The sequence below is a fragment of the Streptomyces sp. NPDC102270 genome, assembly GCF_044766405.1.
In the GTDB taxonomy this organism is placed as follows: Bacteria; Actinomycetota; Actinomycetes; order Streptomycetales; family Streptomycetaceae; genus Streptomyces.
Map to the genome: position 1 here is coordinate 360,398 of NZ_JBIWLX010000011.1, position 19,177 is coordinate 379,574.

Annotated in this window: 15 protein-coding genes and 2 pseudogenes; 10 read left to right on the top strand and 7 right to left on the bottom strand. The window is 71.9% G+C overall.

All coding sequences use genetic code 11. The annotated features are described in order from the left end of the window. The first annotated feature begins 177 nt into the window (after nucleotides 1-177). Together ACIRP7_RS24945 and ACIRP7_RS24950 are read left to right on the top strand one after the other, a co-directional pair. Nucleotides 178-1,383 (top strand): LLM class flavin-dependent oxidoreductase, encoded by a 1,206-nt coding sequence (locus ACIRP7_RS24945; RefSeq protein ID WP_403663507.1) that lies wholly within the window; start codon nucleotides 178-180, stop codon nucleotides 1,381-1,383. A 23-nt stretch (nucleotides 1,384-1,406) separates the two neighbouring features. Then, a complete protein-coding gene (locus tag ACIRP7_RS24950; RefSeq protein WP_403663510.1) occupies nucleotides 1,407-2,783 on the top strand; it encodes an NtaA/DmoA family FMN-dependent monooxygenase in 1,377 nt (458 codons plus the stop codon). A 7-nt stretch (nucleotides 2,784-2,790) separates the two neighbouring features. Here the strand turns inward: ACIRP7_RS24950 and ACIRP7_RS24955 are convergent, their stop codons facing one another. After that, nucleotides 2,791-3,159: a hypothetical protein gene (locus ACIRP7_RS24955; protein WP_403663513.1), complete on the bottom strand. Its 369-nt coding sequence runs from the start codon at nucleotides 3,157-3,159 to the stop codon at nucleotides 2,791-2,793. Between the two features lie 111 nt (nucleotides 3,160-3,270). On the opposite strand from ACIRP7_RS24955, the gene ACIRP7_RS24960 reads away from it, so the two are divergent. Next, the gene (locus tag ACIRP7_RS24960; RefSeq protein WP_403663515.1) at nucleotides 3,271-4,248 is read left to right on the top strand and encodes a helix-turn-helix transcriptional regulator; all 978 of its coding nucleotides are present in this window, start codon (nucleotides 3,271-3,273) and stop codon (nucleotides 4,246-4,248) included. On the opposite strand, the gene ACIRP7_RS24965 is transcribed toward ACIRP7_RS24960, so the two are convergent. Beyond that, a complete protein-coding gene (locus tag ACIRP7_RS24965) occupies nucleotides 4,218-4,355 on the bottom strand; it encodes a hypothetical protein (RefSeq protein WP_403663616.1) in 138 nt (45 codons plus the stop codon). The two genes, ACIRP7_RS24960 and ACIRP7_RS24965, sit on opposite strands and share 31 nt — an antisense overlap. On the opposite strand from ACIRP7_RS24965, the pseudogene ACIRP7_RS24970 reads away from it, so the two are divergent. Beyond that, a pseudogene (locus ACIRP7_RS24970) lies at nucleotides 4,305-4,597 on the top strand (hypothetical protein). The gene ACIRP7_RS24965 and the pseudogene ACIRP7_RS24970 sit on opposite strands and share 51 nt — an antisense overlap. Here the strand turns inward: ACIRP7_RS24970 and ACIRP7_RS24975 are convergent. Beyond that, nucleotides 4,578-5,091: pseudogene (locus tag ACIRP7_RS24975) on the bottom strand (AAA family ATPase). The pseudogenes ACIRP7_RS24970 and ACIRP7_RS24975 sit on opposite strands and share 20 nt — an antisense overlap. Nucleotides 5,092-5,231: 140 nt before the next feature. Continuing rightward, nucleotides 5,232-6,317 carry a M12 family metallopeptidase gene (locus ACIRP7_RS24980; protein ID WP_403663518.1) on the bottom strand — a complete coding sequence of 362 codons (1,086 nt, stop codon included), beginning with the start codon at nucleotides 6,315-6,317 and terminating at the stop codon, nucleotides 5,232-5,234. Nucleotides 6,318-6,412: 95 nt separating this feature from the next. Between ACIRP7_RS24980 and ACIRP7_RS24985 the strand changes: the two genes are divergently transcribed. Then, complete coding sequence (locus ACIRP7_RS24985) at nucleotides 6,413-8,290, top strand: LuxR C-terminal-related transcriptional regulator (RefSeq protein WP_403663521.1); 1,878 nt, start codon at nucleotides 6,413-6,415, stop codon at nucleotides 8,288-8,290. 133 nt (nucleotides 8,291-8,423) lie between these two features. On the opposite strand, the gene ACIRP7_RS24990 is transcribed toward ACIRP7_RS24985, so the two are convergent. After that, the gene (locus tag ACIRP7_RS24990; RefSeq protein WP_403663607.1) at nucleotides 8,424-10,991 is read right to left on the bottom strand and encodes a CHAT domain-containing protein; all 2,568 of its coding nucleotides are present in this window, start codon (nucleotides 10,989-10,991) and stop codon (nucleotides 8,424-8,426) included. Between the two features lie 148 nt (nucleotides 10,992-11,139). Here ACIRP7_RS24990 and ACIRP7_RS24995 point away from each other — a divergent pair, with 148 nt between their 5' ends. From ACIRP7_RS24995 to ACIRP7_RS25005, 3 genes are read left to right on the top strand one after another with little or no spacing between them, the layout of a single operon-like run. Then, nucleotides 11,140-12,567, top strand: coding sequence for a S8/S53 family peptidase (locus tag ACIRP7_RS24995; protein ID WP_403663524.1), 1,428 nt, complete (start codon nucleotides 11,140-11,142; stop codon nucleotides 12,565-12,567). Nucleotides 12,568-12,626: 59 nt separating this feature from the next. Next, entirely contained in the window at nucleotides 12,627-13,202 is a 576-nt protein-coding gene (locus ACIRP7_RS25000; RefSeq protein ID WP_403663527.1) for an RNA polymerase sigma factor, read from the top strand. Beyond that, a complete protein-coding gene (locus ACIRP7_RS25005) occupies nucleotides 13,199-13,702 on the top strand; it encodes a hypothetical protein (RefSeq protein ID WP_403663529.1) in 504 nt (167 codons plus the stop codon). The genes ACIRP7_RS25000 and ACIRP7_RS25005 overlap by 4 nt, the downstream gene beginning before the upstream one ends. Nucleotide 13,703: 1 nt before the next feature. On the opposite strand, the gene ACIRP7_RS25010 is transcribed toward ACIRP7_RS25005, so the two are convergent. After that, nucleotides 13,704-14,489: an N-formylglutamate amidohydrolase gene (locus tag ACIRP7_RS25010; RefSeq protein ID WP_403663532.1), complete on the bottom strand. Its 786-nt coding sequence runs from the start codon at nucleotides 14,487-14,489 to the stop codon at nucleotides 13,704-13,706. Between the two features lie 47 nt (nucleotides 14,490-14,536). Here ACIRP7_RS25010 and ACIRP7_RS25015 point away from each other — a divergent pair, with 47 nt between their 5' ends. Beyond that, a complete protein-coding gene (locus ACIRP7_RS25015) occupies nucleotides 14,537-14,866 on the top strand; it encodes a DUF5713 family protein (RefSeq protein ID WP_403663535.1) in 330 nt (109 codons plus the stop codon). Nucleotides 14,867-15,209: 343 nt separating this feature from the next. On the opposite strand, the gene ACIRP7_RS25020 is transcribed toward ACIRP7_RS25015, so the two are convergent. Next, nucleotides 15,210-17,429 (bottom strand): NADP-dependent isocitrate dehydrogenase, encoded by a 2,220-nt coding sequence (locus ACIRP7_RS25020; protein ID WP_403663538.1) that lies wholly within the window; start codon nucleotides 17,427-17,429, stop codon nucleotides 15,210-15,212. A gap of 206 nt (nucleotides 17,430-17,635) precedes the next feature. Here ACIRP7_RS25020 and ACIRP7_RS25025 point away from each other — a divergent pair, with 206 nt between their 5' ends. Next, the gene (locus ACIRP7_RS25025; RefSeq protein WP_403663541.1) at nucleotides 17,636-19,168 is read left to right on the top strand and encodes a M1 family metallopeptidase; all 1,533 of its coding nucleotides are present in this window, start codon (nucleotides 17,636-17,638) and stop codon (nucleotides 19,166-19,168) included. Nucleotides 19,169-19,177 lie beyond the last annotated feature (9 nt).

Genomic DNA, 19,177 nt, shown 5'->3' on the forward strand with positions numbered 1-19,177 from the left:
TGACGGGCGTGACCAGCGCACTCCGCTCCGTCCACCTCCACTCCCGGGCTCATGTCGATCTCCTGCGCGTGTCCGCCGCGCTCTGTTGTTCCTGACCCGTTCAGCTGCCCCAGCCGCCGCGTCCCGCCCGCCCGTGGGCCGGCTTTCTCGTACGGATCTCCAGGAAGGCACCCACCCGTGTCCCCTTCTTCCCCCTTGCTGCATCTGGCCGTCGCTCTGGACGGCACCGGCTGGCACCCGGCTTCCTGGCGTGAGCCGGTGGCCCGGCCCCGTGAGCTGTTCACCGCCGGATACTGGGCCGACCTGGTCGCCGAGGCGGAGCGTGGCCTGCTCGACTTCGTCACCATCGAGGACGGACTGGGCCCGCAGTCCTCCCACTTCCTCGACCCGGACGAGCGCACCGACCAGGTCCGTGGCCGCCTCGACGCCGTGCTCGTCGCCTCCCGCATCGCCCCGCTGACCCGGCACATAGGTCTGGTGCCGACCGCGGTGGTCACCCATACCGAGCCGTTCCACCTTTCCAAGGCGATCGCGACCCTGGATTACGTCAGCAGCGGCCGGGCGGGCGTGCGCGTCCAGATCACCGCGCGCCCCAACGAGGCCGCGCACTTCGGGCGCCGCACCATCCCTTCGATCGAGGCCTACGACAGTCCCGGGGACCGGGAACTGGTCACCGATCTCTTCGACGAGGCCGCCGACTACGTGGAGGTGGTGCGCCGGCTGTGGGACAGCTGGGAGGACGACGCCGAGATCCGGGATGCGGCCACCGGCCGTTTCATCGACCGGGACAAGCTGCACTACATCGACTTCCAGGGGAAGCATTTCAGCGTCAAGGGCCCCTCCATCACACCGCGCCCGCCGCAGGGCCAGCCCCTGGTCACCGCCCTGGGTCACCAGACCGTCCCCTACCGGCTCATCGCCCGCCAGGCCGACGTCGGCTACGTCACTGCGCACGACAGCGGCCAGGCCCGCGCGATCGTCGCCGAGATCCGCGCCGAGCAGGAGAAGGCCGGGCGAGCGGGCGAACTCCTGCATGTCTTCGGCGACTTGGTGGCCTTCCTCGACGACGACCCGGCCGAGGCCGCCGCCCGCCGGGAGCGTCTCGATGGGCTCGCGGGAGAGCCGTATCAGAGCGATGCCCGTATCTTCACCGGCACCCCAGCCCAACTCGCCGACCTGTTGCAGGAGTTCGCTGAGCAGGGGCTCAGCGGTTTCAGGCTGCGGCCGGGCGTCCTGGGCCACGACCTGCCGGCCATCACCGGTGGCCTGGTTCCCGAGCTCCAGCGCCGGGGCGCCTTCCGCACCGCCTATGAGGCCGACACCCTGCGCGGCCTGCTGGGCCTGGCCCGCCCCGCCAACCGCTACGCCGCAGCGACCGCCTGACCTCGGAAGGAACCCCAGGACCGATGACCAAGCCCCTGAAGCAGATCCATCTGGCCGCGCATTTCCCGGGCGTCAACAACACCACCGTGTGGAGCGACCCGAAGGCCGGCAGCCATATCGAGTTCAGTTCCTTCGCCCACTTCGCGAAGACCGCCGAACGCGCCAAGTTCGACTTCCTGTTCCTGGCCGAGGGCCTGCGCCTGCGCGAACAGGGCGGGAAGATCTACGACTTGGACGTCGTCGGCCGCCCCGACACCTTCACGATCCTCGCCGCGCTGGCCGCCGTCACCGACCACCTCGGCCTGACCGGCACCATCAACTCCACCTTCAACGAGCCGTACGAGGTGGCCCGCCAGTTCGCCAGCCTCGACCACCTCTCCGGGGGCCGCTCGGCGTGGAACGTGGTCACCTCCTGGGACGCCTTCACCGGCGAGAACTTCCGCCGCGGCGGCTTCCTGCCGCAGGAAGAGCGCTACTCCCGCGCCAAGGAGTTCCTGGCCACCACCCAGGAGCTGTTCGATTCCTGGCACGGCGACGAGATCCTCGCCGACCAGGAGGCGGGCGCGTTCCTGCGCGAGGCGAAGGCCGGCTCCTTCGAGCACACCGGGCAGCACTTCGACATCCACGGGCAGTTCAACGTGCCGCGCTCCCCGCAGGGCCGCCCGGTCGTCTTCCAGGCCGGTGACTCCGAGGAGGGCCGCGAGTTCGCCGCCTCGTCCGCTGATGCGATCTTCAGCCGGTACGCCACCCTCACCGAGGGCCAGGCCTTCTACACCGACGTCAAGAACCGCCTGGCCAGGTACGGCCGCCGCCACGAACAGCTGCTGATCCTGCCCGCCGCCTCCTTCGCGCTCGCCGACACCGACGCCGAGGCCGAGGAACTCGCACGGACCGTGCGGCGCCAGCAGGTCAGCGGGGCCACAGCGCTCAGGCACCTGGAGTTCGTGTGGAACCGGGACCTGTCCGCCTACGACCCCGAAGGCCCGCTGCCCGACATCGACCCGGACGTCAGCGGCGAGCACATCTCCAAGGGGCGGGCCCAGGTGCGTATGTACCGGGACCCGCTGGCCACCGCCCGCGAATGGCGCGAACTGGCCGCCGCGAACAAGTGGTCCATCCGCGACCTGGTCATCAACACCGGCAACCGGCAGAACTTCATCGGCTCACCGCAGACCATCGCCCGCACCATCAACGAGTATGTGCAGGCCGACGCGAGCGACGGCTTCATCCTCGTCCCGCACATCACCCCGACGGGCCTGGACGACTTCGCCGACAAGGTCGTCCCGCTCCTGCAGGAACAGGGCGTCTTCCGCACCGACTACCAGGGCCCGACCCTGCGCCACCACCTCGGCCTCGCCCACCCCGACGACACCCACGACGAGCAGCGGGCGGCGTCGTGAAGCGAGGTCACTCCTCCCAGTCGAGCTGATGTCCGGGCGTACCCACCGACCGCCCGTACTCCACTGCTTCGGCGCGGCCCGCCTCGTCGCCGCGCCGATAGCGGAACACCTTCCCCGCGAAGACGACCACGCGCTCTTCCCCGGCGGTGAAGTCGGCGTACCAGCCGAGCTCCGGCTCCAGCGCCGCGGCCAAGGCGTCCGCGAGGGCACCCACGTCCTCGCTGTCGGTCTCCCACTCGACGAGCGTCCACACGGGCGGCTGCGCGTCGTCCGCCCCACCGATCTCGACCCTGCTGATCTTCCGCAACCGCAGTCCGCGAGGCTCGAACACCGCCCCGGACCGAAGGCTCTCGCCGATGACATATCCGTTGATCACGTGCTGTCTCCCTGCTGGTCGGGGGCTTCACGGACGACGCTACGGCCGTATGGCTGACACCCTTTGTCAGTCATACGGCCGTCAGTCATACGTCGAAGAGGTGATCGCCCGATGCGAGCGGACCGGCTGCTGTCCCTGCTGCTCAGACTCCAGTCCCGGGGGCAGGTGACGGCCCGTCAACTGGCTTCGGAGCTCGAGGTGTCCGTCCGTACCGTGTACCGGGACCTCCAGGCGCTGAGCGCGGCGGGCGTACCGGTGGTGGCGAGCGGTGGCCCTGGCGGCGGCTGCCGTCTCATGGAGGGCTGGCGCAGCCCGCTGCTCGGTATCAGCGCGGAGGAGGCGACCGGGCTGCTGGCGGTCGCCTCCGGGGGCGGTCCGCTGGAACGGATCGCGCTGGGCGACGTGCTGGCCCAGGCGCGCCTGAAGCTGCTGTCCGCCCTGCCGGCGGCGGGCCGCGAGCAGGTGAGCCTGGCGGCGAGCCGTTTCCACATCGACACCCAGGCCTGGTTCAAGCCACCGGAACCGGTCGCGCACCTCACGGTGCTGGTCGATGCCGTACGACGGGGCAGGCGCCTGCGGGTGCGGCACGTGCAGCGTGACGCCTGGTCCGACGTGGACCCCCTGGGGCTCGTCGTGAAGGCGGGCGTCTGGTACCTGGTCGTCCGGTCCGACACGGGCATCCGCGCACACCGGGCGTCGAGAATCACGGAGGCGGAACTCCTGCCGGAGACCTTCGCCCGCCCCGCCGACTTCGACCTGCCGGCGTACTGGGCCCGCTGGACCGCCGAGTTCGAGACGAGCCTGGACCAACTTCCGGTCACCGTACGCCTGTCGACGGCGGGGCTCGCCGCCCTTCCACAGGTGCTCGGCGACACGGAGGCGGCGGCACGGGCGATCCCCGATCCCGAGGAACCCGGCAGGCATCGACTGGTCCTCCACTTCGACGACCGGCACGCCGCCTGCCGCCGTCTGCTCGGCTTCGGCCCCGACGCCGAGGTCCTCGAACCGGCGGACGTCCGCGGGGAGGTGGCGGAGACCGCGCGCCGTACGGCCGCCCGCTACGGGATCGCGTCCGATCCCATGCCATGATCGATGCCGTGGCCGTCCGAATCGACCTCGCCGATGTCGGCGACCTCCACCAGATCCTGGCGGACCACGCCCGGCACTGGGGCGAGCGCGATCTCCGCGCACTCCATCTCACGGCAATGGTGCGGGAGTTCGGCTTCACCTGTCTGGTCGCCGTACTCTCTACGAGGCCTTCACCGAGACTGCCCGCCGTCAGGGAGCGGTCCGCCTCAAGGCGGTCACCGCGGTCACCGCGGTCAGCAACGAGGGTTCCATCGCCTTCCATCGCAGCCTCGGCTTCGACGACCGCGTGGTGGAGGACTACGCTGGCCCCGGCCGCGCCCGCGTCGTCCTCACCCGCGAGCTGCGGTGAGGATCGCCTCGAGAAGCGGGCCCAGCGACTCCTCGGGCTCCTGTCCCGCGGTGTCGATCACGACGCGGTCCCGGTGCCACGGCTCGTACTCCCCGTCGACGATCTGCTGCCGGCCGGGCAGCGGCAGGTCGGGGAGGTCCACCGTGCGGGAGTCCGCGCGGCGCCGGTGCTCCTCCGGATCGGAGCAGACGAACCTCCACCTCGACCACGGGCACCCCGGCCCTCGTCGCGGCGCCGTGCCAGGCATCGCGCGTGATCATCAGCGGGTTGACGGACTCCGCGATCACCGTGAGCCCCTGTCGCAACTGCTCCTCGACGAGGGCGTACCCCACGACATAGCCCACCGGGCCCACAGGGTGCCGGGCCAGTCCGGAGCGGACGATCGCCTGCTCGATGGTGTCGATCCGCAGATGGACCGCGCCCGTCCTGGTCGCCAGGAGCCGCGCGAGGGTGGTCTTGCCGGTGGCGGGCAGACCGCCGATGACGATCAGCATGCCCGCACTGTGTCACGGGGGACTCCCGCTGAACGCCGTGTGGCCGGCGCACGTCTCCCTCCCCCGAAGGTGACGTGCGCCGGCCATTCCCCCGGCGCCGGACAGCGGTCCAGCCTCGCCCGTGCGGCCTGTCTGTGCTGTCACCAGCACATGACCGCGGTTTCCCCCGAACCCCACGCGGAGTACAGGCGCACACGGACGAAGTAGCGGCGGCCCTTCACGAGACGGGCCCTGATCGTGGCGTTGTGCGGAGTGCCTCCGTCGTCCCGGCCGAAGAGGTAACGGGGTTCCCCGTCCCGCTCCTCGAAGACCACGACGACGGTGTCGCTGTCGCCGAAGGTGCCCACGGTGTACTCGCGGGTCTCCGGCGGTTCCACGGTGAAGTCGGCCTGCTCACCCGGGCCGAGCCCGAGCGGCGCGGACCGGAAGGGCACCAGCGCCGGCGCCCCCGTCGGCGCGGCCGGCGGGTACCAGCGCAGGACGTACTCCTTGTCGGCGGCCGACAGGGTGCCGGGCGGGTTCAGGCCCGCGCGGAACTGCTCCGGTTCCAGGACCAGCCCCGCCTCGAAGGGATACTCCATGATCGACTGCGGGTCCCAGACCGAGCCGTTGACCTCGTCCGGGTCCAGCTTGCGCACGATGTTGAAGAACGTCCGGTCCCGGCTCCAGAAGTTTGGCGGGCCCGCCAGATCGGCGTAGACGGCCTCGTCGTCCCAGTGGATCCCGGCGAACGGACTCTGGTGCTCGTGCAGCATGCCGAGCGCGTGCCCGATCTCGTGCAGGGCCGTTGCGCGCTCCCCGGGCGTGGTCAGGTCCCAGCCGAAGTTCATGGTGCGTTCGTTCTGACCGACGAGGAGCGCGTCCTTGCCCACGGTGGACCAGGAGCCGTCGCCGATCTGGAACCCGATCCGCAGTTCGGCCTCCGAACGGTCGCCGACCTCGGCGAAGCGCACCCCGATCCCGAGGTCCTGCCACTCCTGGAAGCACTCGCGCACCACGTCCCGCTGCTCCTTGGCGCCGACCCACGACACTCGACGGGACTGGCCCGTCCCCGGAACCGCGATGACCGAACCGTCGGTGTCGCCGTCGAAGAAGCAGTAGTGCAGGACCGTGCCGTTGACCCACATCCGGCTGCCGCCGATGAGCGCACTCAGCCGCTCGGCGGCCAGCCCCGGGACGAACGCCGGAGCCGACTGCTGCGCGAGGGAGCAGTAGCGTGCGGTCATGGGGTTCAGCGTGCCGTCGGGCGCCCCGGGGCGCCTGAGTCGGGGGCTACTCAAGTCCCCCTGTATCAGGACTGAGTAGCGGTGCTCTAGCTTCCGTGACGATATTCGAACGGGACGCGAAGACCCTGGAGCTGCCCTGGCCGTTCACCGGGCGGGAGGACGAACTCGAGCTGGTCCGCAGGTCCGTCGCCGGAGGGCGGCAGGGCATCGTGGTGACCGGTCCCGCGGGCCGCGGCAAGACCCGGCTCGTCACGGAGGCCGTGCGCGGCACGGACTGCGTCAGGGTGGCGGGCACCCCCGGGACCCGAGGTCTTCCGTTCGCCGCCTTCGCGCACCTCCTGCCGGAGTCGGTGTCCCTGCAGCGGGCGGTCCAACTCCTTTTGTCCGTAAGGCTGTTGCTCGTCGACGACGCCCATCTGCTGGACGACGCCTCGGCGGCCCTGGTCCACCAGCTCGCCGTGCACGGCCGGACCCGACTCCTGGTCGTCGCCACCGAGGGCACGCGGGCGCCGGACGCGATCTCCCGTCTGTGGACCGGAGAGCTCCTGCCGCGCCTCGCCCTGGAACCGCTGCCCCGCGAGGAGACCGCACACCTGCTCGCGGTCGGCGCCGGCGGCCCGGAAATCCTCACCGTCAACCGGCTGTACCGCCTGTGCCGGGGCGATCTGCGACTGCTGCGCGAGCTGGCGGACGCGGTGCGCGAACGGGGGCTGCCGCACCGGGTCCCGGACTCGGCCGAGTGGGAGTGGCGCGGCCCGGTTCCGGTCACCGCGGCCGTACGCGAGCGCACCACGCACCTCCTCGGCCGCACCGGCCCCGGCGAGCGGGAGACCCTGGACCGCCTGGCCTTCGGCGAGCCGCTCCCGATGGACACCGACACGCTCGACCTGGACGCCCTCGAAGCCCTGGAGGCCGACGGGCTGGTCCAGGTCGACGAGCAGGGCGCCGCCCGTCTCGCCCACCCCCTGCACGGCCCGGTGCTGCGAGCCGCCGCCGGACGCCTGAAGACGCGGCGCCTGGCCCGCACCCCGGTCGGCCGCGCGGCCGCCCTGGAGACCGAGACGACCGCACTGGTCCGGGCGATCGCCCTGGGGGACGTACGGGCCGTCTCCACGTCGGTGGGGGAGTGGCTGCTGGACGAGGGCACCGGCATACCGGCCCGGCACGCCGCGGTGCGCGCGCGGTTCGCACGCCTGCGGGGGGAACTGCGGGAGGCCGCGGCCTGGGCGAGGGAGGGACTGCGGGCCGCTTCCGACGACCCGGCCTGCCGTCTCGAACTCGCCCTGGCCGCGGCACAGTCGGGGCACCATGAGCTCGTGGCACCTCCGGGCGGCTCGGGCGGCCGGTTCACCGTGGCCTCGGGCCCGGCCTCGGCTCGTCCCGGCGACGCGGCCGACCCGTCGGAGATCGCGGGCGGTTCGGCGGCCACCTGGTGGGCCGCCGCCCACGGTGATCTCGACACGGCTCTCGGCACCGTCGGGGAGGAGCCGTACGACGCCGTCCGCCTCGGTGCGCCCGATCGGGCCGTAGGCCGGCTGACCGGTGTCTTCGCCGAGCACGCCGACGCGCTCGCCCGCGGTGACGGGCCCGCCCTCGACCGTGCCGCACAGGCCCTGGAGGACCGCGGCTTCCTGCTCTTCGCGGCGGAGGCGTACGCCCAGGCCGTACGAGCGCACCGCGACCCGAGCGCCGCCCGCACCTCCCGCACCCGAGCCGTCGCCCTGGCCCGGCGCTGCCAGGGTGCTCGCACCCCGGCCCTGTCCGGACTGGTCCTCGGCGAACTCACCGCCCGGCAGCGGCAGATCGTCACCCTCGCGGCCGCCGGCCTGAGCAACCGCCAGATCGCGGAGAAGCTCACCCTGTCCATCCGTACGGTCGGCAACCACCTCTACAGCGCGTACGCCCGCCTCGGCGCGAGCGACCGCGACGCCCTGCCGTGCCTGGTGGAGCTGGAGCAGGCACAGCCGGCCTGAGCCGTACACCGGACCGGGGCGGTCTGACCCCCAGTATTCGGGGGAGGGGTCAGGCCGCCCCGCACTTCGCGCACCCTCGCCCTCGCGCACCCTCGCCCTCGCGCACCCTCGCCCTTCGCGCACCCCTCGGCCGTCACGCCGCCCCGAACGCCGAGAACGCCCACCCCGTCGCCTGATGCACCGAGTCCCCCGGCAGCGAGGACCGTGCGTCCCGCAGCGCCTCCGCCATGGACGCGCCCGCACTCAGTCCCTTGTGCAGCGTCAGCATCAACGGCACCACCGCCTCGTCGTTGACCGGCGCACTGCACGCGGCCACCCCCGCCGTACCCAGCGGCAGCAGCGCGGTGACCAGGCCGAGCAGTTCGTCCGCGCCGACCGAGGCGAACCGGGCGGTGTCGCAGCAGGACAGGATGATCCGGTACGGGCTGCGGTCCAGGCGCTCGAAGTCGTGCACGATGAGCGGCCCGTCGGCCATCCGCAACGCCGAGAACAGCGGGCTGTCCGCACGGAACGTGCCGTGCGCGGCGATGTGCGCCAGCGCCGCCCCGTCCAGTTCCTCCAACACCCGCGGCACGCGCGCGTCGTCGTACTCCAGGACGGTGGCGGAGCCGTAGCGCCCGGCCAGTTCGGGCACCTCGGCGCCCTCGGTCGCGAGCCCGGGCCCGCGTACCAGCACCTGACGCCCGCCCGGCGGCGGCACGGTGTCCCGCGCCCGCAGCCAGCTGCTCGCCGACGGCGACACGCTGAACACCCGCTCCCGCAGCGAGGGCAGCAGCGCCCACGGCACCCGGTGCAGCCGCCCCGGCGGTACCACCACGACGGGTCCGGAGCCGAGCTGCGCCGCGGCCGGTCCGAGCAGCAGCTCCTCCAGCCGCCGCCCGGCCGCCTCCACCACCGGAAGCCGGGCCTCCGCGCCCGGGTGGGCCAGCCGTCGGAGCCCCGCCTGGACATGCTCGGCCTCGCGCTCGGCGTCGGCCAGCAGTCCGCCCTCGAACCGCCGCACCCGCCCCTGCGCGCACAACAGCACCTGAACACGGCCGTCGAGCACGGCGAGTTCGACCAGCCGTACGTCGTCACCGAGCCGTTCCAGCAGTCTGCCGGGGTCGAACCGGTAACCGTCACCGGGAGCGTCACCGCGCATGTGGAGAGTGCGGGAGCGGATCTCCCGTTCCAGGCGCCGTTGTTCGCGCTCCAGCGTCGGCACCGGCCGGCCCTCCATCCGGGCCTCCTCCGCGCGTGCCGCGATCTCCCGGAACGCGGTCAGGTCGCTGAGCAGCGCGGGGTCGGCCGGCGGACGGGTCGGTGGCGCGGACAGCACCGTGGCCCGCCAGCGCTCGCTCCACACCAGCAGCCGCCGCGGCCCGCCCGACGTGAGCGAGGCCCGCGCCGCGAGCCCGGCGAGCTCCGCGCCCTGCGCAGTGGCCCGGGCCCGCAGCTCCGAGGCGCCCAGGGTCGTACGGTGGTCGTCGAGCACGTCCAGGCCCCGGCGGCAGGCCTCCAGGACTCCCCGGTCGGAGCCCACGGCCCGCGCCCACAGCGCCCGCGCCGCCCACCCCGTCATCCGCGCCAGCGGCGGCCCGCCGTGCCGGCTGCGGGCGGCCACTTCCAGATGCCGTCGGGCATCCTCCCGCCACCCCAGGCCGAGCGCGATCCGGCCCGCGAGCAGCGAGGCCTCCGGGGCGGCCGGCGCACCGAAGGAGGCCAGCCGGTCCGCGACCGCCGCCGCGTCCGCGACCAGCCGGCCCGAGCCGCGCCCGGCGGCGACCCGCGCCTCGATCAGCACCAGCCGGGCATGCGTCTCCCACCAGGTGCGCCGCTGCCCCGCGAACAGTCGTACGGCCATGTCGGCGCGCGCGATCGCGGTGTGGGCGTCACCCGCGACCCGGGCCGCCCGCGCCGCGGCGAGCAACAGCTCCGCCTTGCGGGTGGACTGCCCGCCGATCCCGTCGAGCACCCCGATCGCCGCGTCCGCCTCCGCGAGCGCCTCCGGGGCGAGCCCCGCGGCCATCAGGACCTCGCAGCGCCGGATGGTGAGCATGAACGTCGGCGTGCCGAGCTTGGCGTACCGCTCCTGCGCCTCGTCGAGCAGCCGCAGCGCGGCGGGAATGTCCCCGGACCGGTACGCGGCAAGGCCCCGGCTCTCCACGACGTCGGCCTTGTCGTGCTCTTGGCCGGTCGTGTCCCACAGGGCCTCCGCCGCCGTGAAGTCGGCGTCCGCCCGCTCCACCGCCCCGAGCGCCAGATGCACGGTGGCCCGCAGGGTCAGCGCCCGCGCCGTCCAGATCACGTCGTCGGCCTGCCGCAGCACCGGAACCGCCCGCCGTACGTCCTCCAGCGCCGCCCGGTGATGCCCGAGGACCCAGGACGCGTAGGCCCGCCGGAACAGGACACGCGCGCGTGTGTGGCCGCTGCCGACCTCCACACCCCGCTCCAGCGCCGCGAGACCCTGCCGGGTGCGCCCCGCGTGCACCAGCGCCACCCCGAGCGCGGCCAGCACGTCCGCCTCCCGGTCGGCCGACTCCGCGCGCGCCGCGAGATCGCGGGCCCGGCGCAGATGGTCCAGGGCGATCCGCATGTCGCCCCAGTCCCGCTGCCAGATGCCGATGACCTGGTGGGCGACGGAGGCGTGCAGCGGTGAGGGATCCGAGCCGAGTACTTCCTCTGCCCTCGCCAGCGCCTGGTTGGGCGCGGCGAACACCATCGGCAGCAATTCGAGAACCGAGTCGCTTCCCGCTGTCACTCCATGGATGGTAGTGGCCCAGGTGGCAGGCCACACCGGTTTGGCGCTGTATCAATCACCGGCCCCGCGGCTCTGACTGACGACCGCCGCCTCAGTGGGAGGAAACGCCATGGCACCTCAGCGATTCCACGAGCAGTTCGACCAGATCCAGCGTTCCATGCCCGACGTCCCGCTGGCACTGGGGCCCGACGACGCCTCCGAGTTCATCTACGAGAAGGGCGTGGTCCTCGCCCGGGACGGCCGCGACGCGGCGCTGGTCGAGGAGACCGTGCGCACCCACTTCACCGAGGCGACCGGTCTGACCGGCGATCATGTGCGCCGGGACAGCCCCGAGACCAACCGCTCGGGCATCACCCGGATCAAGGTCGGCGACCCGGGCCACGGCGACCGGCGCGGCGACCGTGCCGTCACCCACGCCCTGCGCGCGATGAGCGAACGCGAGGGACGCGCCGGACACCGCCTGGTCAGCCGCAACCACGTCGTGTCGATCGCGGTCAACTCCTGCCCCGGCGACGAACCGGTTCCCGCCGCGCTCAGCCAGGGCACCAACCCGGCCCCCGCGGAGGCGGGTTACGACGCCGATACCGCCGTGGGCGTCCTGGTCGTCGACAACGGCCTCACCCACGACCACGCGCTCGTCCCGCTGCTCGCCCATGTCGAGGGCGACCTGCACGGCACCGAGACCGACGGCACCGGGAACCTCCTCCAGTACGTCGGCCACGGCACGTTCATCGCCGGTGTCCTCGCGGCCGTCGCGCCCAACACCGACATCACCGTCCGCAACACCCTCAACGACGCGGGTGCCATCCTGGAGTCCGAGCTAGGCGACAGGCTCTTCGAGGCGGTCGCCGACGGCTGGCCCGACATCATCAGCCTCTCCGCGGGCACCTCCAACGGCCGCACCGACGGCCTGCTCGGCATGGACGCCTTCATGCAGGAACTGCGCGCCCACGACACCCTGTTGGTCGCCGCGGCCGGCAACAACGCCAGCGCCAGCCCCTTCTGGCCCGCCGCCTACGCCGACCTGCCCGAGTACCAGGGAGTCGTCCTGTCGGTCGGGGCGCTGCGCGGCGACGGCGAGTTCGGCGCCTGCTTCAGCAACCACGGCCCCTGGGTGCAGGTCTACGCCCCCGGCGAGCGCCTCACCAGCACCCTCACCGGCTTCGACGCGCCGGTGCCGTACCTCTACCAGCACTCCACGTACGAGGCCTGCCGGTACGGCTTCACCTACGTGTGCACCTGCCAGTCCCCGTCCCACACGGGCGTGTTGAGCGAGGACGGCACCACGGCGAAGCCGGACCAGGTGATGTTCGAGGGGTACGCACACTGGAGCGGCACCTCCTTCGCGACGCCGGTCGTGGCAGGTCTGGTCGCCGCCCACATGACCGCGAACAAGGAGACCGACCCGCGCGCCGCCCGGCAACAACTCCTTGCCACCAACACGCAGTTCGCCGAAGTGCGCGGGGCGCACGTGCCGGCGCTGAGGCCGGCCGGGTGGCGTCCGGTGCCGGTCGTGCAGCGCCCGCTCGGCACATGACGGCCGGAGTGGTCCCTTCCACGGCGTACGATGACTTGCCGTACACGAGGGGTGGGACCGTGGACCGAGCTGATGTCGGTGCGCTGGTCCAGTCCGCCGTCGACGGTGACGCGGCGGCCTGGAAGGCGCTCGTGGAAGGGCTGAGCCCACTGGTGTGGGCCGTGGTGCGCGCGCACCGGCTCTCCGACGCGGACGCGCACGAGGTGTACCAGACCGTGTGGTTCCGCTTCGCCCAGCACCTCGGGCGGATCCGCGAACCCGACAAGGCCAAGTCCTGGCTCGCGAGCACCGCACGCCACGAGTGCCTGAAGGTGCTCAAGAGCATAAGGCGGCTGACCGTCACGGACGATCCGCAGCTCCTGGACCGGATCAGCGAGGACCGTACGCCCGAGCAGTCGTTCCTCGACTCCGAGGAGGCCGCCGCACAGAGCGAGCGCGTCCGGTACCTGTGGCAGGAGTTCGAGGAACTCGGCGAGCGCTGCCGGCAGTTGCTGCGCATCCTGATGGCCTCGCCGAAGCCCGGCTACCAGGAGGTGTCCGCCGCTCTGGGGATCGCGGTGGGCAGCATCGGACCACTGCGCCAGCGCTGCCTGCGGCGGTTGCGGGCGCGGCTCGAAGCCCGGGGGGCGGTATGAGCGACATGCACGACGATCTCGACGATCAGGACGCAGTCTTCGACGAAGAGGCGTCGCCGGACGAGGAGTTAGCCCTCGAACTGCTGGAGGAGGAGCTCCGGCAGGCGGCGGCCATCATGGACCCCGTGCCGCCCGCCCTGCGGCAGCTCGCCGTGGAGGCGTTCGCGCTGCACGACCTGGACAGCCGCATCGCCGAACTCTCCTTCGACTCGGTGGTGGACGCGCTCCCGGTGCGGGGAGCGACGGGCGCGCCGCGGATGCTGACCTTCCACGCGGGCGAAGTGACGGTGGACGTCGAACTCACCCCGCAGGGCCTGATGGGGCAGGTGCTGCCGCCCCGGTCGGCCCGGATCGAGGTCCTCAGCGGCCCGCAGGCAGGCGTACCGCTCACGACCGACGACATGGGCCGCTTCACCTGTGAGGCGTCCCCCGCCGGCCCCTTCGCGCTCCGGCTGCGGACCGACGAGGGAGTGATCGTCACCGACTGGCTGACGGTCTGAACTACGCGTCAGGAGGCTCCAGAGCATCCACGAGAGCGGCGAGTGCCTGTGCGAGCCGGTGGAGTCCCGGCCCAGCGGGTCCGCCCGGTTCCGTCATGTACGTGTCCCGCCGAATCTCCACCATCAGGGCACTCACCCGGGGATCGCGGCCGTAGAACTCCAGCGGCACGTACGTCCCACTGAACGGACTGTCCAGCCCGACCTCCCCGAACGCCTCCCGGGCCGCGGCGAGCAGCTCGGGCGGCGTGTGGAAGGGATCGGTGCCGAGACAGACCGGCGGCCGGGGGCCCTCGCCGTGCAGTTCGTAGGGCAGCGGCGCGCTGGGATAGGAGTGCACGTCGATGATGACGGCCCGCCCCGTGACGTCCAGCCGCCGCGCCACCGCTTCGGTCATGGCCCGGGCGTAGGGCCGGAAATAGCGCGCGACGAGCGGCTCGGGGTCGGTGTTCGCGGGCCGCAGTTCCTCCCGGTGCGTGGTCCGCGTGTACACGGCCCCCATCCCCACGGCGAGCATCTCCTCCCGCTCGTCCGGAAACCGCTCTGGATCGACGACCAGCCGCGACAGCCGGTTCACGAACCGCCAGGGAACCACCCGGGACCACCGCGCCGCATCCTCGGCGAGCTCCGCCGTGTGCGCGTCGACGATGTGATCGAGCTCCCGCTCCAACGCGAGGTCGTCCAGCACGATCCCGGCCCGCACCTCGGCCGGGATCTCCCGCGCGGAGTGCGGCACATGGAGGATCACCGGCGACCGCTCGGCGCCGGGCAACAGGTCGAACGAGTGCATAGGGCTGCTCCGGGGGCGTTGTCAGTGGCGTGGTGCACCATCTCAGCATGAACATCGGCGACCAGCGGGTGACCGCCCACTCGTTCCTCGATGCGCTCTACCGGGACGGCTACTACGCCGACCGCGCGGTGGACCGGGGCAAGGAGATCCTGCTGCGCCTGTGCGAGCGGATCGAGGCGGACCGGCCCGCCGACCTGGCCGCGCTGTACGTGCTGACCCAGGCGGCCACCGAGGAGTTCAACGACCTGCAGGACGACGACTTCGACATCGAGACCGTGGCCCGCGAGGAGGTAGCCGAGGAGTTCTGGTTCATCGCACGGACCTACGGCTTCGAGGACGCGGACGTGGAAGAACTGATCGGCACGCGAGACTGGTGAGCCGCCGCGCGCGGCCGCCCCTCCCGGTCCGCCGCGTACGGCCGGTTCCCCCGGTGTCCTGCGCGCACGGCCGGCCGCTCCGGGTCCGCCGCTCGCACGTCCGGCCCCCCCTCCTCCCCCCCCCCCCCGGGCAGACCCCTGCGGATCGACCGGCGGACCCCCGGCCGCAGGCCCGCCGCCTCAGCACCCGGCGGCCTCCAGCGGCCCACGCCGTCCCACTTCAGGCCGGCCGCCGCGCCCCTCGGCATTCCTCACGACGCGCCCCCGCGATACACCCCCCGGACACAACCCCGCCCCGGCCGGGCAGAAGCCGGCCGGGGCGGGGGCACCGAGAGAGCGGGTGTCAGCTCAGGGACGCCAGCGTCTCGTTCCACGTCGTGGACGGGCGCATGATCTTCGCGGCCTTGGCCGGGTCGGGCTGGTAGTAGCCGCCGATGTCGGCCGGCTTGCCCTGGACGGCGTTCAGCTCCTCGACGATCTTCTGCTCGTTCGCGGCGAGCGTCTCGGCGAGCGAGGCGAAGGCCTTGGCCAGGTCCGCGTCGTCGGTCTGCGCGGCCAGCTCCTGGGCCCAGTACAGGGACAGGTAGAAGTGGCTGCCGCGGTTGTCGATGCCGCCGACGCGACGGGTCGGGGACTTGTCCTCGTTGAGGAAGGTCGCCGTGGCGCGGTCGAGGGTGTCGGCGAGGACCTTCGCGCGGGCGTTGCCCGTGAAGTCGGCGTACTGCTCCAGGGAGGGGACCAGCGCGAAGAACTCACCGAGGGAGTCCCAGCGCAGGTAGTTCTCCTTGACCAGCTGCTGGACGTGCTTCGGGGCGGAACCGCCGGCGCCCGTCTCGAACAGACCGCCGCCCGCCATCAGCGGGACCACCGACAGCATCTTGGCGCTGGTGCCCAGCTCCAGGATGGGGAAGAGGTCGGTCAGGTAGTCACGCAGGACGTTGCCGGTCACCGAGATGGTGTCCTCGCCACGGCGGATGCGCTCCACCGACAGCTTGGTCGCCTCGACCGGGTTCAGGATGCGGATGTCCAGGCCCTCGGTGTCGTGCTCCGCCAGGTAGGCGGTGACCTTGGCGATCAGGTTGGCGTCGTGCGCGCGGGTTTCGTCCAGCCAGAACACGGCCGGGCTGCCGGTGGCGCGGGCGCGGGTGACGGCCAGCTTGACCCAGTCCCGGATCGGCGCGTCCTTGGTCTGGCAGGCGCGGAAGATGTCGCCGGCGGAGACCGTCTGCTCGATCACCACGTTGCCGGCCTGGTCGACGAGGCGGACCGTCCCGGTGGTCGGGATCTCGAAGGTCTTGTCGTGGGAGCCGTACTCCTCGGCCTTCTGCGCCATGAGGCCGACGTTCGGCACCGAGCCCATGGTCGACGGGTCGTAGGCGCCGTTGGCCCGGCAGTCGTCGATCACGGCCTGGTAGACACCGGCGTACGACGAGTCCGGCAGCACGGCGAGAGTGTCGGCCTCCTGGCCGTCCGGGCCCCACATGTGACCGGAGGTGCGGATCATGGCCGGCATCGAGGCGTCCACGATCACGTCGGACGGCACGTGCAGGTTGGTGATGCCCTTGTCGGAGTCGACCATCGCGAGGGCCGGGCCCTCGGCGAGCTCGGCGTCGAAGGACGCCTTGATCTCGGCGCCCTCGGGCAGGGACTCCAGGCCCTTGTAGATGCCGCCCAGACCGTCGTTCGGGGTCAGGCCGGCCGCGGCGAGCGTCTGGCCGTACTGCGCGAAGGTCTTCGGGAAGAACGCGCGCACCACGTGACCGAAGATGATCGGGTCGGAGACCTTCATCATCGTGGCCTTCAGGTGCACGGAGAACAGCACGTCCTCAGCCTTGGCGCGGGCGATCTGCGCGGTGAGGAACTCCCGCAGCTGGGCCACGTGCAGCACCGAGGCGTCGACGACCTCACCCTCGAGGACCGGTACGGACTCGCGCAGCACCGTGGTGGAGCCGTCGTCGCCGACCAGTTCGATCTTCAGCGAGCCGGCCTCGGAGATCACGACGGACTTCTCGGTGGAGCGGAAGTCGTCCACGCCCATGGTCGCCACGTTGGTCTTGGAGTCCGAGGACCAGGCGCCCATGCGGTGCGGGTGGTTCTTGGCGTAGTTCTTGACCGAGGCGGGGGCGCGGCGGTCGGAGTTGCCCTCACGCAGGACCGGGTTCACGGCGGAGCCCTTGATCTTGTCGTAGCGGGCCTGGATGTCCCGCTCCTCGTCGGTCTTCGGGTCGTCCGGGTAGTCCGGCAGCGCGTAGCCCTGCGCCTGCAGCTCGGCGACGGCGGCCTTGAGCTGCGGGATCGACGCCGAGATGTTCGGCAGCTTGATGATGTTGGCCTCGGGCGTCTTGGCCAGTTCGCCCAGCTCCTGCAGGGCGTCCGGGATCCGCTGGTCCTCGGTCAGGTACTCCGGGAACACGGCGATGATGCGCCCGGCCAGCGAGATGTCCCGCGTCTCCACGGAGACACCCGCCTGCGAGGCGTACGCCTGGACCACCGGCAGGAAGGAATACGTCGCCAGGGCCGGGGCCTCGTCAGTGTGCGTATAGATGATGGTCGAGTCAGTCACCGGGTGCTCCGCTCCACGTCTGCAACATTGCTCGACATCAAGATATCTCGTGACCGACCCGGGCTCGACAGCGGTCCTCGCCCAGTTCCGAAGATCTCGTGTCTCCTCCGGTGCAACCAAGGCGTCTGATCTTGTGGTCATGCACGGTGATCACACTCATCCGACGGCCGGACCCGACCAGCCGGCCGCCCGAGGGAAAGCAGACCATGAGATATCGCACCAGAGTGACGGCCCCGGCAGCGCTGTTCGGCACCGTGGCGGCCCTGTCCGTCGCCGCCCCGGCGTACGCCGACCCGGAGACCGCCACCCCTGGCCCGGAGACCCTCGGGGACCCGGTCTTCCCGAGCCTCGGCAACGACGGCTACCGCGTCTCGTCGTACCACCTCGACCTCGCGTACGACGCCACGACCCGGCTCGTCGACGCGACGGCGACCCTGACGCTCACCACCACCCAGGAGCTGAGCCGCCTCTCCCTGGACGCGCTCGGCCTCGACGTGCACGAGGTGCTGCTCGACGGTGTCCGGGCCGACCGGGAGCAGGCCGGCGAGAAGCTGCGGATCACCCCGGCCGCCCCGCTGGCCGCGCGCACCACGGCGACCGTCACCGTGACCTACACGGTGGACCCGCGCGCCGTCCTCGCCCCCACCGCCTGGGTGCCCACCCCGGACGGCTTCGCGATCTGCCCCCAGCCCAACGCGGCGCACACCGTCTTCCCGTGCAACGACCACCCCTCGGACAAGGCGGACTTCACCTTCCGCGTCACTGTCCCGGCCGGTCTCAGGGGCGTCGCCGGCGGCCGGCTGGTGAGCACCGAGGACCTCGGCGACGGCCGGACCGCGTACTGCTACCGCTCCCGGGAGCCGATGGCCACGGAGCTCGTGCAGATCACGGTCGGCGACTACGTGGTCAAGGAACGGCAGGGCCCGCACGGACTTCCGCTCAGGGACATAGTCCCGACGGCCCGGGCCAACGCCCTGGAGCCCGCGCTCGCCCTCACCCCGAACCTGGTGAGCTGGATCGAGCAGCGGCTCGGTGCCTTCCCGTTCGAGACGTACGGCCTGCTGCCGTGCAACAACGACGCCTCCAACGCCTTCGACTTCACCGGCCTGGAGACCCAGACCCTCACCCTGTACAAGCCGAACTTCCTGCTCCAGGCGGAGAAGAGCATCGGCTCGCACATGATGCACGAGCTGGTCCACTCCTACTTCGGCAACAGCGTGAGCCCCGCCACCTGGGCCGACCTGTGGCTCAACGAGGGCCACGCCGACTTCTACGGGCTGCTGTACCGCTACGAGCGCGGCTGGACCGACTCCCTCGGCCTGACCACCATGGAAGCCCGCATGAAGGACACGTACGCGCGAGGCGACCAGTGGCGCAAGTCCTCGGGCCCCGTCGCCGCCCCGAACGAGGCCAACCTCTTCGACAGCCAGCGCTACCTCGGCGGCGTCCTCGTCCTGTACGCGCTGCGCCAGCAGGTCGGCGAGGGCGTCTTCAGAGCGATCGAGTCGACGTTCCTGGAGCGCTTCCGCAACGCCTCGGCGTCGACCGAGGACTACATCGCCGTCGCCTCGGAGGTCTCCGGCGCCGACCAGTCCGGCTTCCTGCGGGACTGGCTGTACGGCACCAGGACCCCGAGGATGCCCGGTCACCCGGACTGGACGGTGACGCCGGTCAGCTCCGCGCTGCGGCAGCCGCAGAACCGGCCGAGCGCCCCGCACGACAACTCGGCCACCCTCTAGCCGGCCACG